Consider the following 13,510-nt stretch of genomic DNA (forward strand, 5'->3'; position numbering starts at 1 on the left):
GTGTTCCGGAGGTGGGCGAGGAGGCCACGCCGTAGTATCGGACACATGTGCGGTCGCTATGCCCAGTCCCGGAACGTGCACCAGCTGCAGCTCGCCTTCGGGCTGCCCGAGCAGGCCCTCCCCGAGGAGGCGGACCCCCGGTCGTGGCCTCCGCTGGAGGAGCTGGAGCCGGACTACAACATCTCGCCGGGAAGGCCGGTGTACGCCGTGCTCGGTCCGCCGCCCCGGGCCGGCGACCAGGGCCCGCCCGGGCCCAGGACCCTGCACACGCTGCGCTGGGGGCTCGTCCCCTCCTGGGCCAAGGACCGCAACGTCGGCTACCGGATGATCAACGCCCGGAGCGAGACGGTCGCCGACAAGCCGGCCTTCCGCACCGCCTACCGCCGCCGCCGGTGCCTGCTGCCCGCCGACGCCTACTACGAGTGGCAGCTCGTCGGCAAGGACGGCACCGTGCAGGCCAGCACCTCGCCCGCGACCGACCCCCAGCACAAGAAGCGCAAGGCCAAGGCCGACAAGAAGCCCTACTCGATCCACTACCGGGACGACCGCCCCCTGGCGATGGCGGGCATCTTCGAGCGCTGGCGCGACCCCGAGGTGCCCGAGGACGACCCCGCCGCCTGGGTGTGGAGCTGCGCGGTCATCACCACCGAGGCGGCGCCCGGGCTCGACCACATCCACGAGCGCATGCCGGTCGTCGTGCCGCCGGAGGACTGGGCCGCCTGGCTGGACCCCGCCTCGGGCGCCGACGAGCTCGCGCACCTGCTGGGGGAGACCCCCGTCGACCGGTTCGCGGTCGACGAGGTGTCCACCGACGTCAACACCATCAAGAACAACCGTCCCGACCTGCTCGAACCCCTCACCGACACCGGGGGTGGCGAACCGGGGACACTTTTCTGACCCCTGTGACGGTGGACACGGCGGGGGCGGCCCTGTGTATGGTGTGCGTGGCCGAAGGGCCCCGGCACCGGGATCGAGGTGCCGCGGCACGCTCGACGTGCCCACACATGTGAATACGCAACGCGGGAGCTCGCGCCATGGCGGGCTGAGAGGGCGACTCGACGGTGTCGCCGACCGCAGAACCTGTTCGGGTAATTCCGACGTAGGGAGGCATGCCATGACGGCTACCGACGGTCGTGACGTCAGTTCCACCAGAGGTTCCGACACCGCAGTTCACCGGGTGACCACCGGTCCCATCATGGGATCATCCAAGGTCTATCGCGAGGTCGTGACCCCGGAGGGGCACACGCTCCGCGTGCCCCGGCGCAGGGTGGGACTCAGCAACGGCAGCCACTTCGACCTGTACGACACCTCCGGCCCCTACACCGACGACGCCGTGTCCGTCGACGTCCACCGGGGCCTTCCCTCGACCCGCCTGGCCTGGGCCGGGGACCACCGGACGGCCGGCGGCGCGTCCACCCAGCTCGCCCGCGCGAAGGCCGGGACCCTCACCCCCGAGATGCGCTTCGTGGCCGAACGCGAGGGCGTGGACCCCGAGTTCGTCCGCTCCGAGGTGGCACTGGGCCGCGCGGTCATCCCCGCCAACCGGTGCCACCCCGAGTCCGAGCCGATGATCATCGGCAAGAACTTCCTGGTCAAGATCAACGCCAACATCGGCAACTCCGCCGTCACCTCCTCCGTGCCCGAGGAGGTCGAGAAGATGGTGTGGGCCACCCGCTGGGGCGCCGACACCGTCATGGACCTGTCCACGGGCAGGCGCATCCACGAGACCCGTGAGCGCATCCTGCGCAACTCGCCCGTCCCGATCGGCACCGTGCCCATCTACCAGGCACTGGAGAAGGTCGACGGGGACCCGGCCCGGCTCGGTTGGGAGGTCTACCGGGACACCGTGGTCGAGCAGTGCGAGCAGGGCGTGGACTACATGACGGTGCACGCGGGGGTGCTGCTGCGGTACGTGCCGCTCACCGCCCGCCGGGTCACCGGCATCGTCTCCCGGGGCGGCTCCATCATGGCCGCCTGGTGCCTGGCCCACCACAGGGAGAGCTTCCTGTACACCCACTTCGAGGAGCTGTGCGAGATCCTCCGGGAGTACGACGTCACCTTCTCCCTCGGCGACGGGCTGCGACCCGGGTCGATCGCCGACGCCAACGACGAGGCCCAGTTCGCCGAGCTCCGCACCCTGGGGGAGCTCACCCACGTCGCCCGCGCGCACGACGTCCAGGTGATGATCGAGGGCCCCGGGCACGTCCCCATGCACAAGATCGCGGAGAACGTGCGCCTGGAGGAGGAGCTGTGCGGCGAGGCGCCGTTCTACACGCTCGGCCCCCTGGCCACCGACGTGGCCCCCGGCTACGACCACATCACCTCGGCGATCGGTGCCGCGCAGATCGGCTGGCTCGGCACGGCGATGCTCTGCTACGTCACGCCCAAGGAGCACCTCGGGCTGCCCGACCGCGACGACGTCAAGACGGGCGTCATCACCTACAAGCTCGCCGCGCACGCCGCCGACCTGGCCAAGGGGCACCCCGGGGCCCAGGAGTGGGACGACGAGCTGTCCAGGGCGCGGTTCGAGTTCCGCTGGCAGGACCAGTTCCACCTGTCCCTCGACCCCGAGACCGCCCGGTCCTTCCACGACGAGACCCTGCCGGCCGAACCGGCCAAGACGGCGCACTTCTGCTCCATGTGCGGGCCCAAGTTCTGCTCCATGAAGATCACCCAGGACGTGCGCCGCTACGCGGAGGAGCACGGTCTGGACACCGTCGAGGCCATCGAGCGGGGCATGGCCGACAAGTCGGCGGAGTTCTCCGAACAGGGCAAACGCGTGTACCTCCCCCTCGCCGAGTAGGGCGTGCGCCGCGGGCGCCCCGGAGGGTCAGGCGTCCGCGGGCCCGGCCCGTCCCCCGGGAGACCGGGGGGCGGGCCGCTCGCGGCGGTCGGGGCGAGGAACCGCTCCGAGGCTCCCCCGTGCTCCGGGTCCCCAGGGATTGAGCACTCGTGCCTTGGGGCTGCTGTTGAATCCCAGTCCGTGACGGTAGATCTCCGGCACCCTGTACCGCCCGCTGCTGTCGTCGAAGTAGAACACTCCCGCGGTGAGAAGGGCGTCCGCCTCGTCCGTGGTCAGGCCGACGTCGTCGAGGGTGAAGGGCACGGTGACCGTGGCTCCACGGCTCTGGAGCCGGGCGAGGAGCTTGCCGATGTCCTGGTTCTCCGTCTTGATCGCGTCGATCTTGATCTGACTGCAGCGTGCCAGGGCGGTGCGCATGGCCGAGGGAGCCAGCACCCGGTCCGTCCAGCGGCTGTTGCCCGACCCCTGGGACAGTTTGGCCGACTCGGCGAGGAACGCCGTGACGTCACGCGCCTGGACCTGCTTGTTGTAGTCGGCCAGAGCGGCGGGAACCCAGAGGTGGGAACGTGCCTCCCGGGACTTCTCGGAACCCATCTTCCATCCCCAGAGGGGCACCAGGATTTTGGGCAGGTCGTCCTCCGCGATGTCGGAGATGTCCACCCCGGGCTTGTCCAGCGCCCCGGCCTGGGAGGCGATCCACACGGTCAGACGCAGGGCGTCCGTGCTGTCCCAGCGCAGCGCGTACGACTTGTACCGGTCCGCGAGCTGGCTGCTGTTCTGCTGTACCGCCCAGTTCACCAGGTCCCTGCGGACGAAGGCGATGATGCCGAGCGGCCGCCCGCGCAGGGCACGAAGCCAGTTGAGGGTGTCGATCAACAGCGTTCGCAGTGCGGTGCGCTTGACCTCGGAGTCCAGTTTCTGGAGCAGGTCCTCCAAACCGTCGATAACGAAGACGGCGCGCACCCGTCCTCCGAGCGCGACCAGTGCGTCCTCGGGAGAACGCTCGGACACGTCCGCCCCGGCAGCCATGGCGAGGCAGCGCAACCACATCGACCGCCACTGGAGTGTGTCCTCAGCGGGGAGGGCGGAGAGGGCCCGGCTGAGAGTGTCGCGGATGTCGATGGTCGTCGCCGCCGTGCCGCCGTGCTGCTCGGCGAAGGTGTCCCGCAGGGTCTGCGTCGTCAGGCTCGCCTGGTTCTGCTGGAGGGAGTCCGGCTCCAGGACGGGCACGATCGAGGCGTCCAAGGTGACGTCGGCGACGTCCGACTGCTCTGCGAAGCGGCGCCATTCCCGCGCCGCGCACGCCTTCGCGTACGTGAAGGTCTTCCCCGCTCCCTTGGCTCCTAGCACCAGGGCGATCGGGGGTTCGGTCCGGTGGTCGCCGACCAGGCGTCGCAGGGGCTCGGTGGCAAGGAACCCGGTCGCCGACGTGAGGCCCTGGTTCTCGGCGTAGACGAGGTCCTCGGCCGAGCTCGCCAGGCGCCGGCGCCGGTCTCGGACGTCGATCCGTTGTTCTTCCGGTGACGGGGCGTCCTGTACCGGTGGTTCCGGCACCAGCGCGGACAGCGTCTCCCTCAACTCTGAGCGTTCGATGGCTGTCACCACCCCGTCCCACTGGGGCGGGAGCGCCAACAGGTTCTCGTTGAAGGGACTCAGCAGCGGCGGCGTGAACAAGTCGGTGTCGAGAAGCGCGGGCTTGTCCTCGACGCTCTCTTCCGGCACGATGCCCACCGAATCGGCCAGCGCGTCCGAGAGGTTTTGCTGCGCGGCCTCGACCTGTTCCCTGTGCGCGTCGTGGCGGAACTGGGTGATCACGACGGAGCTGACAGGGTCGGTGCCGTGGACCGACGGCGCCCGGCGGCCGAGTTGCCTGATGAGTCGTGCCGTCCCGGAGAGGGACTGGCCGCTCAGGGTCGTGACGAAGACGCGCTGGATCCTGGGGTCGAGCAGGAGCGGCGCGGACAGTTCGGAGGAACCGGCACGAAGGTCCACGATGACGACGTCCGCCCGGACCGACTCCGCGAGTTCCGCCAGGGCCTCGGAGACGAAGTAGCGCGAGCGGTCGGGTGTCAGCAGATCGCCGGGGTCGATCCTCGGCGGGGTGAGGAGACCTCGTCGGCTGGCGGGCAGCACGAGCACAGCTCCTCCGCCGGGATGCCTGCCGATCTGCTGGTTGGGCAGATACGATGCGGCCAGGGCGACGGCGCGCGTTCTGTCCTCGCCGACCGAACCGTGCAGGCTTGCCAGGAAGTCCTCGTAGGCGAAGTCCATCTGCCCGCCCTGCTCCTGGTACATCCACGTGATGCCGGGAGCTTCCAGGTCGGCGTCCACGAGAAGGACACGGCTGCCGCGTCGGGCGAGGTGATCGGCGAGGGCGACGGCGTGCAGGGTCCTCCCCACCCCGCCCTTGAAGGAGTGGAACGCGAGAACCTGGACCCCGGAGACGAATTGGTCGGATCCGGGGCGGGGAAGCGGGTCGGCCAGTTCGCGAACGATGCGGCGTTCACGGAGTCGGGGCAGACGGCGAAGGTCCGAACCGCCGCGTCCGGCTCCGATCTCGATGGGAAGAGTCGGCGCCGGGTCTTGGGACGGCCCGTCGAAGAGCAGAGCCGGTGCCCCGCCCACGCGGGAGACCGACCCGGGGCCGAAGCACTTCTCGTCCTCCAGCCAGGCGAGGACGGTACCCGGCTCGGTTCCGTCCACGACCTCCATCTGGAGCCCGTCCCACCAGGCGTCGACTTCGAGAAGCCACGTCGGCCAGCCGTCTCCCAGAGCGAGCTCGCTCAGCCGCTCCTCGACGTCCACCCATGTGTACAGGCGGACGGGTGCTGATGAGACCAAGTCCTCCACTGTTCCTCCTCGTTCCCTGTCGTCAGTTCACAGGACTCGGTTCACGCCTGCTGACACCAACGGATCAGCGCTCGGAGTGCGACCAGGGCCTTCTTCTCATCCGACGGATCCAGTCTCGCACCGTAGCGCCAGGCTTCGTGGAGGTCCCTGATCGGGACGCGCTGGTTCACGTCGTGCCTGGCACGGCAGTCGATGAGCCCGCTCATCACGGAGCCGGGCAAGTTGAGCGCCCTCGCCAGGCTCCGCAGATCGTGGGACCTCGCCAGACTGACGGAGTCTCGACTCCCGGACCGGCGGATCAGCTCCGCCTTGAGTCCGCACTCCGCGGCGTAGAACAGGAGAAGGCAGGCGACGTCCCTCTGCTCGTCCGCGATCTGCTCACCCCACTTCGCCAGACGGTCGCGGTTCGCGAGGAGAGCGGCGCGCCCAACATTGACACCCATGCGGGAGATTGTTCCAGGATCTCGTGCCCGGCGGAGCGGAGCCAGGCCACGTGGGCGGGCCGGCCGCGGAATGTGGAAGGCTGTCGTGCCCCCCGACCACCCCCGCACCGCCTGTGAGGTCCCATGGACGTTCTCGTCCGCGACGCCGCCATGACCACCGCTATCTTCGGCTTCTTTGCCTCCGCATGGTTCGGGTGGGCGCAGGAGAGGCCGCCGGAGGGCCGGGCGACGTGGTGGCTGGGCGGCGGGTCGGCCCTGGGGCTGCTCCTCGCGGCGTTCGGCGGGATCACGGCCTGGATCCACTGGGACACCGCCTCGGTCCTGTCCGTCGAGGGCGGGATGGACCTGTACCTGACCGTTCTCGGCGTCGAGTTCGGCGTCGCCCTGCTCGGCGTGCTCGTGCTGCTGGCGCTGAAGCGGGGCGCCTACCTCGCCCCGTGGGTGTGCCTGGTGGTCGGCGTTCACTTCTTCCCGCTCGCGCCGGTCCTGGCCGACCCCGGCCTGTACCTGCTCGCCGCGCTGCTGACCGTGTGGCCGTTCCTCGCGGTGTGCCTGGCGAACCGCCGGGGCCTGGCTCCCAGCTTCACCACGGGTGCGGGCGCCGGCCCGGTCCTGCTGGTCTTCTCCCTCGCGAACGCCGTCCTCCTGTCCGCGGCCCTGTAGCGGAGGACCCCGCCCCGCAGACCCGGCGTCGGCGCCCGGACCGGCCCGCGACGGGCACCGAAAACCCCGTGGGTACCACAGGTTCCACGAGAAACTCCGCCGGCTCCCGAGCCCTGCCCACCGCCGTGCTCCGTCGGCGTCCGCACCCCCCCGGGGGGCGGACGCCGACGGAGGAGACGCCGCTCAGCCGGGCTTGCGGGCGCTGGCGACCAGGTGCACGCCGACGTAGTCGTCGGACTCGGTCGCCCGCAGCTCCATCTCCACCAGGCGTCCCATCGACCTCGGGTCGCGGGCCAGCATCATCTCCACCGTGGAGGCGGACAGCACCGTGCGGGGCTTGATCCACTCCAGTTCCAGACCCGCGTCCGAGAGCGTCTCGGTGAGCTGCTCGGCGGTGAAGCACCGGGTGATGGAACCGTCGGGCCAGGGGACCAGGAGCACGTCCGCGCTCGGCGCGTGGCTCAGCTCCGGCCAGCAGTCCTGCTCGGCGAGCAGCGCCATGCCCAGCACCACGGAGTCCACGCACAGCAGGGCGCGTCCCCCCGGGCGCAGCACTCTGGCGACCTCCGCGACGGAGGACTCGGTGGCCAGGTGGCGCGACAGGACCCGGTTGTCGGCGATCACCCCGTCGAAGACCTCGGAGGCGAAGTTGCGCAGGAAGGCGGAGTCCCCGACGACGTGGCGCAGGCGTCCGCGCCGCGCCGGGCGCGGCACCACCGCGCGCCCGTTGACGAGGGTGAGCGGGCGGCGCACCGCCATGTCGGCGGAGGGGAGCAGGGTCACGACGTCGTGGCCGGCGGCCACCGCGCGCGGGGTGCCCTGGTAGTCGGGGCTGGACACGTCGAGGAGCCGGGAGGGTGCCTCGGGGAGCCAGCGGGCGATCTGCGCCTCCGCGACCGCCCAGTAGAACCGCCAGTAGTCCGAGAGGCGGTCGGGGGTGGCGAACTGCGCCGCGGGCGAGCGGGGGCGTTCGGAGGCAGGGGTTGAGGACGGTTGCACGTGCGCTCCTCTCCCATCCTTCAAGTGGTCCTACCCGCACTCTGCCATGCCTCACCTCCGATGACCGAGGCAAACGACAATTTCGGGCGGGTAAGGGACCTTCGTCCCCCCGGTGGCGCGGAATCAGCCCGGCGCGAACGTTGTTGTCCTCCACACCGCCACCGGAAGCGGACGTCCGGGGCGGACGAAAGTCCTATGAGGAGGGTCGTCAGAGCATGCCGACTGCCGGTTCATGTCTCGAGCGCGGGGAGACGGCGTCGCCGCCACGCGGTGGCGGTGCGCGGGTCAGGGCCACGGGACCGTATCGTTGGGGTATGGATGCCCCAGCTGGGACCAGTGCGAGGAGGCCGACGGGCTTGGAACAGGGCCAGGAGACAGCCGAGGAGAGGGACGAGCGGTTCGAGAGGGACGTGCTCCCCTTCCTCGACCAGCTCTACTCCGCGGCGTTGCGGATGACACGCAACCCCGCTGACGCGGAGGACCTCGTCCAGGAGACCTTCGCCAAGGCGTTCGGTTCGTTCCACCAGTTCAAACAGGGGACGAACCTCAAGGCGTGGCTGTACCGCATCCTCACCAACACCTTCATCAACTCCTACCGCAAGAAGCAGCGGGAGCCGAAGCAGGCGGGGACCGAGGACGTCGAGGACTGGCAGCTGGCCCAGGCCGCGTCGCACACCGCGGCCGGTCTGAAGTCGGCCGAGGCCGAGGCGCTCGAACACCTCCCCGACAGCGACGTCAAGCGGGCGCTCCAGGAGCTGCCCGAGGACTTCCGGATCGCCGTGTACCTCGCCGACGTCGAGGGCTTCGCGTACAAGGAGGTCGCCGAGATCATGGGGACGCCGATCGGGACGGTCATGTCCCGTCTGCACAGAGGCCGTCGCCAGCTCCGGTCGCACCTGGAGGAGTACGCGGCGGAGCGCGGCTTCCTGCCGGCGAGGGCGGCCGCGGCCGCCGGCGTCGCCTCGGGAACGTCCGCTGGTGGGGGTCAGGACGGGTCGGATCGAGGAGATCTGCGATGAGCGGCGGTCACGGCGAACACAGCGACACCCCGTGCAGCGAGGTGCTCGACAAGCTCTACACCTATATCGACGGTGAGCTCGAGGAGCGCAACTGCGAGCAGATCAGGGAACACCTGGACGGCTGCAGCCCCTGCCTGGAGGAGTACGGGCTCGACGAGGCGGTGAAGAAGCTCGTGGCCAAGCACTGCGGTTGCGACCCCGTCCCGATGGACCTGCGCGACAAGGTGCTGGGGCGTCTGGCCCTGGCGCGCACGGAGCAGCTGGCCAAGGAGGCCGGCGCGGAGGCGCCGGGAGCGCCCGCCTGAGGGCCTCGCCCTCGGCCTCCGACACCCGAGACGGCGGTACCTGGAATTCCAGGTACCGCCATTGTCTATTTTGTGCCCCATTTCTGAATTGACTGACTCTGGCTACTTGTGTGGCAATTTAGGGCTTTTGCGTGAATGTCTTCCCCGTTTCCCCGTGGCTGCCGGAGTTTTGGTCACGTGCGGACGCGGCAACCTTCTCGCAGCGTTCTTCGACACGCCCGGAACACCGGCTCCGTCCCAGGCCGTAACCGACTCGGAATGTTTTTTCCCCCGAGTCCCCCAGACTGTTGCGAATGGTTACTTTCCGTAGTCGTTCGAGGTGGTCTCGGTCGGGTGGGCCGAGGGCAATCGACTTGACGGTGGGTAGTCCAACCTGCTTGTCCGATGATCAGTGGTTACTCAGGGTAATAGAATAAAATTACTAATTGAATTCGTAATTCCGCATTCCGGAACTTGTTGCCATCACGGGGTTGCGGATCGACGGTGGTTCGGGTCGGAGGTAAACAGGAGCCTGCTGTTGCCCGTTAAACTGGTTGCCATATCCAACGAATGGGGTAATTTACGCGGCGTGCCCGGGGGAATGGAGGTGCGCCTGCGTCGGGGAGAGGGGAACAACGATGTTCATCAGCATGCTCCACACCGCGATCGGTGCTCTTTGGGTCGTAACCGCCTTCACCGGGTGGTCCTGGTGGTAGAACAGAACCGGTGAAACCATGACAGTCCGGTCGTCATTGGCGGGGGGTGAACGGGGGTGCGGGCTCTTCCTCGGGGCGCGCGTGTCTACGTCGGAATCATCGTTGTCAGTGCTGTCGCCATCGTGCTCATCGGTCCCTACTCGGGAATCGATCTGCAGACGCTGGTCCTCGTCGCGATCCTCTTCGTGGTCGCGGAGTCGATCAGCACAGCCGTCCTCAAGGGCGTCAGAGCGGGGATATCACCGAGCTCGGCCGTCTCGCTGGCCGCGGTGGTCCTGGTCGGACCGGTCGGTGCGGCGGTGGTCGGTTTCGCCTCCTGCCTCACGATCCGCAGGATGGACCTCGTCAAGAGGGCCTTCAACGGCGCGCAGTTCGCACTGGCGGCCTACGCGGCCGGACACGTCTACCTTCTGCTCGGCGGAACGGTGGGGGAACCGGGCCGGGAGGACTTCCCGGCCGTGGTGCTCCCCTACGTCGCCGCCGTCCTGACCCACTCCCTGGTCAACTCGGTCCTCATCGGCACCCTCATGTGGGCGCTCGGGGTCGTGCGGCCGGGGAGCCGGAGCAGGCTCCACTGGCGTCCCCTGGTCGCCGTCGAGCTGTCCTCCATGGGCTACCAGATGCTGGGGCTCGCCATCGCGGCCGTCTGGGGAGGGGTCGGACTCGTCGCCCCGCTCCTGGTCCTGCTGCCCCTGTTCATCGCCCGCTGGACCTTCGCCCAGCAGCTGGACGAGGCGCGCGCCCACGAGGCGACCCTCGCCACCCTCTGCCAGGCGGTGGAGACCAAGGACTACTACACCCGGGGCCACTGCATGCGCGTCGCCGAGGGCGCCGCCATGATCGCCCGGGAACTGGGTATGCCCGCCGAACGGGTGCAGAAGATCCGGTACGCCGGAATGCTGCACGACATCGGCAAGCTCGGAGTACCCACCAAGGTGTTGCAGAAGACGGGCAAACTCACCGACGACGAGTACGCGGCCATCAAGCTCCACCCGACCCGCGGCTACGAGATCGTCCGCGAGATCAGCTTCCTGGACGAGGCGCTGGCCGGGATCCGCCACCACCACGAGCGCCTCGACGGGCGCGGCTACCCCATGGGGCTGGTGGGGATGGAGATCCCCGAGTCCGCGCGCATCATCAGCGTCGCCGACGTCTTCGACTGCCTCACCTCCACGCGCTCCTACCGGCAGGCGTGGTCGGCGGAGGACGCCATCGCTGAGCTCCGCGCCTGTGCCGGGACACAGTTCGACCCCAGGATGGTGGAGGCCCTCGTGCGCGCCGTCGAACGGGAGGGCTGGGAGACGCCGGACATCGCCGAGCCCCCGGGCGGCTGCTACACCGAGGCGGACCCCACGAACCGGACCCGCCCGGGGTCCGCGGACACCGCGGCCGGCGACGAGGCGCCGGCCCCGGCGCCCGTGCCGGAGCCGGAGGAGGAGGCGGCCGACACGGCCGCTCCCGCCGACGCGGTGACGGGCGGGAGCGAGCGATGATGACCCAGAAGCAGTCCGACGGCGCGGGGACGTCGCGCCCGGCGCTGAGCGGACCCGAGGGCGGGGCCCTCAGCCACCAGCGCCCGCGCGGCCCCCTCTGGCGCACGGCCCGGCCGTTCCGCGCCGTGCTCGTCGGCTCGGTGGGGGCCGGGGCCCTGGCCGCCCTGGTGTGGACGGCCGCCACCGGTTTCGTCGAACCCTACGTGGCGCTCGCCTTCTGCCTGGTCATCGCGGTCGGAGAGCTGGCCAGGATCACGCTTCCGGGATCGCGCGAGGTCGCGCCGATCGCCTCGGCCGGTGCGATCAGCTACGCCTTCCTGCTCACCCTGGGCGCCGGGCCGCTCCACCACTCCGCCTGGCAGGTGGTGGCGGTGGTCGCGCTGGGCGTGGCACTGGGGGAGCTCCCGCACGTCGCGGTGGGGCGCAGCCCCCGGGTCGAGGACGCGGTCCGCAGGGTGCTCGCCGCCACGGTGCTCGCGGTGGCCTTCCGTCCGCTGGCCGAGCAGCTGGGGCTGGTGGGGCCGTCGGTGACGGCCACGCTGCTGATGGCCGCACTGGTGCTGCTCACCTGGTTCGCGGACTCCCTGGTCGCGGCCGTGCTCAGGGCGGAGCGCCTGCGCACGAGGCTCATGGTCGCCGTCCGGGACGAGCTGCGCGCCCAGTTCGCCACGGGCGCCGCGATCGGCTCCAGCGGTGTGCTGATCGCGCTCGCCTGCACGGTGACCGGCCTGGCCGGCCTCCTGGTGTTCACGGCGCCCCTGCTGGTGTCCCAGGCGGCCTTCCGCCGCCACGCGGAGGTGCGGCGGACCTACCTGGAGACGGTGCGCGCGCTGTCGCGGGTGACCGAGGTGGGCGGGTACGTCGAGAACGGCCACTCGCGCCGGGTCAGCCAGCTGTCCCACGGGATCGCCTGCGAGCTGGGACTGGCCGAGGCCGAGCTGCTGGAACTGGAGTACGCGGCGCTGATGCACGACATCGGCCAGCTGTCGCTGCGGGAGCCCATCGCGGGCGGGGCGACCGTGCTCGCCTCCCCGCGGGAGCAGAGGCGGATCGCCGAGCTCGGATCGGCGATCATCCGGGAGACCGGCGTGCTGGACAACGTCGCGGAGACGGTCCGGCGCCAGTGCGAGCCGCTCGCGGGCGACGGCGACGAGGGGGTGCCGCCCCTGGGCAGCAGGATCATCAAGGTCGCCAACGCCTTCGACGACCTGGTGGGGGAGAACGGGGACGCGGAGCGCCGCGCCGCCGTGCTGGAACGCCTGCGAATGGACACCGACAGCGAGTACGACCCCCGCGTGGTCGACGCCCTGGCCTCGGTGCTCGCCCGGGTCTGAGCCGCCTCCCGGCGAAGGGACGGCCCCGCCTGCGCTTCCCCGGACGCCCCGGCGGGGCGCGGGGGGAGCGGCGGGGCCCGTCAGTCCAGGGGCGGGCGCAGGCGGGTGACGAACTTGTAGCGGTCGCCGCGGTACAGCGACCGCACCCACTCCACCGGGTGGCCGTCGCCGTCGAAGCTGTGCTGGCAGTGCAGCACCAGGGGCAGGCCGACGTCCACGCCCAGCAGCCGGGCCTCGTTGGGGGTGGCCAGGACCGTCTCGATCGACGCCTCCGCCTCGGCCAGGGAGACGTCGTAGGCGCTCGCCAGGGCTTCGTACAGCGAGGCGTAGCGGTCCAACTGGCGCCGGAGGCCCGGGAAGCGCCGTGCGGCGAGGTGGGCGGTCTCCACGGCCATCGGCTCGCCGTTGGCCAGGCGCAGCCGCTCGATGCGCAGCACGCGGCCGCCCGAGCGGATCGCGAGGAGCTCGGCGAGCTGGTCGTCGGCGTTGATGTAGCTCACGTCCAGGATGCGGGTCGCCGGGTGCAGGCCGTGCGCGCGCATCTCCTGTGTGTAGCTGGTGAGCTGGAGCACCTGGGCGACCTTCGGCTTGGCCACGAACGTGCCCTTGCCCTGGATGCGGAGGAGGCGGCCCTCCACCACCATCTCGGTCAGCGCCTGGCGCACCGTCGTCCGGGACGTGCCGAACTGGGTCGCCAGCGCCCTCTCCGGGGGGACCGGGTTGCCCGCGGGCATCGCCTCGATCAGCTCAAGGAGCTGCTTCTTCACCTGGTAGTACTTCGGCACCCGGGGGTTGCCGTCCAGTGTGCGCTGACCAGTCATCAGTCTCCTCCGCCGCGTCCCGCGCTTGCCGCACACACCCCGCCGGCGTGGCCGGTACGGCGGGCGGGCGGCCGCCGATTGGTGT

11 protein-coding genes are annotated in these 13,510 nt (G+C 70.3%); 7 read left to right on the top strand and 4 right to left on the bottom strand.

Annotated features, from left to right (window positions below; genetic code table 11):
* Positions 1–45 precede the first annotated feature (45 nt).
* A complete protein-coding gene (locus ACFQBR_RS17910) occupies positions 46–897 on the top strand; it encodes an SOS response-associated peptidase (protein WP_344179762.1) in 852 nt (283 codons plus the stop codon).
* A gap of 217 nt (positions 898–1,114) precedes the next feature.
* Complete coding sequence (thiC, locus tag ACFQBR_RS17915) at positions 1,115–2,803, top strand: phosphomethylpyrimidine synthase ThiC (protein ID WP_344179759.1); 1,689 nt, start codon at positions 1,115–1,117, stop codon at positions 2,801–2,803.
* Positions 2,804–2,830: 27 nt separating this feature from the next.
* Here thiC and ACFQBR_RS17920 read toward each other — a convergent pair whose 3' ends face one another.
* Together ACFQBR_RS17920 and ACFQBR_RS17925 are read right to left on the bottom strand one after the other, a co-directional pair.
* On the bottom strand, positions 2,831–5,644 hold the full coding sequence (locus ACFQBR_RS17920; RefSeq protein WP_344179757.1) for a MinD/ParA family ATP-binding protein: 2,814 nt from the start codon (positions 5,642–5,644) through the stop codon (positions 2,831–2,833).
* A gap of 50 nt (positions 5,645–5,694) precedes the next feature.
* Positions 5,695–6,096, bottom strand: coding sequence for a hypothetical protein (locus tag ACFQBR_RS17925; protein ID WP_344179754.1), 402 nt, complete (start codon positions 6,094–6,096; stop codon positions 5,695–5,697).
* Positions 6,097–6,219: 123 nt separating this feature from the next.
* Here ACFQBR_RS17925 and ACFQBR_RS17930 point away from each other — a divergent pair, with 123 nt between their 5' ends.
* The gene (locus ACFQBR_RS17930) at positions 6,220–6,759 is read left to right on the top strand and encodes a hypothetical protein (RefSeq protein WP_344179753.1); all 540 of its coding nucleotides are present in this window, start codon (positions 6,220–6,222) and stop codon (positions 6,757–6,759) included.
* 183 nt (positions 6,760–6,942) lie between these two features.
* Here ACFQBR_RS17930 and ACFQBR_RS17935 read toward each other — a convergent pair whose 3' ends face one another.
* Complete coding sequence (locus ACFQBR_RS17935; RefSeq protein ID WP_267948347.1) at positions 6,943–7,758, bottom strand: class I SAM-dependent methyltransferase; 816 nt, start codon at positions 7,756–7,758, stop codon at positions 6,943–6,945.
* Positions 7,759–8,114: 356 nt separating this feature from the next.
* Between ACFQBR_RS17935 and ACFQBR_RS17940 the strand changes: the two genes are divergently transcribed.
* The 4 genes from ACFQBR_RS17940 to ACFQBR_RS17955 all read left to right on the top strand — a co-directional run bounded on the left by ACFQBR_RS17940 (position 8,115) and on the right by ACFQBR_RS17955 (position 12,604).
* Positions 8,115–8,777, top strand: a complete 663-nt coding sequence (locus ACFQBR_RS17940; protein WP_276567186.1) for a sigma-70 family RNA polymerase sigma factor — start codon at positions 8,115–8,117, stop codon at positions 8,775–8,777.
* The gene (gene rsrA, locus ACFQBR_RS17945) at positions 8,774–9,082 is read left to right on the top strand and encodes a mycothiol system anti-sigma-R factor (protein WP_267948349.1); all 309 of its coding nucleotides are present in this window, start codon (positions 8,774–8,776) and stop codon (positions 9,080–9,082) included. Before ACFQBR_RS17940 ends, rsrA begins: the two co-directional genes overlap by 4 nt.
* A gap of 817 nt (positions 9,083–9,899) precedes the next feature.
* Positions 9,900–11,270 carry an HD-GYP domain-containing protein gene (locus ACFQBR_RS17950; RefSeq protein ID WP_344179749.1) on the top strand — a complete coding sequence of 457 codons (1,371 nt, stop codon included), beginning with the start codon at positions 9,900–9,902 and terminating at the stop codon, positions 11,268–11,270.
* Positions 11,270–12,604, top strand: a complete 1,335-nt coding sequence (locus tag ACFQBR_RS17955; protein ID WP_267948350.1) for an HD-GYP domain-containing protein — start codon at positions 11,270–11,272, stop codon at positions 12,602–12,604. Before ACFQBR_RS17950 ends, ACFQBR_RS17955 begins: the two co-directional genes overlap by 1 nt.
* A gap of 80 nt (positions 12,605–12,684) precedes the next feature.
* On the opposite strand, the gene ACFQBR_RS17960 is transcribed toward ACFQBR_RS17955, so the two are convergent.
* Positions 12,685–13,425, bottom strand: a complete 741-nt coding sequence (locus ACFQBR_RS17960; protein WP_267948351.1) for a GntR family transcriptional regulator — start codon at positions 13,423–13,425, stop codon at positions 12,685–12,687.
* Between the last annotated feature and the right edge of the window lie 85 nt (positions 13,426–13,510).

Source organism: Nocardiopsis tropica, assembly GCF_042660575.1.
Taxonomy (GTDB): domain Bacteria; phylum Actinomycetota; class Actinomycetes; order Streptosporangiales; family Streptosporangiaceae; genus Nocardiopsis; species Nocardiopsis tropica.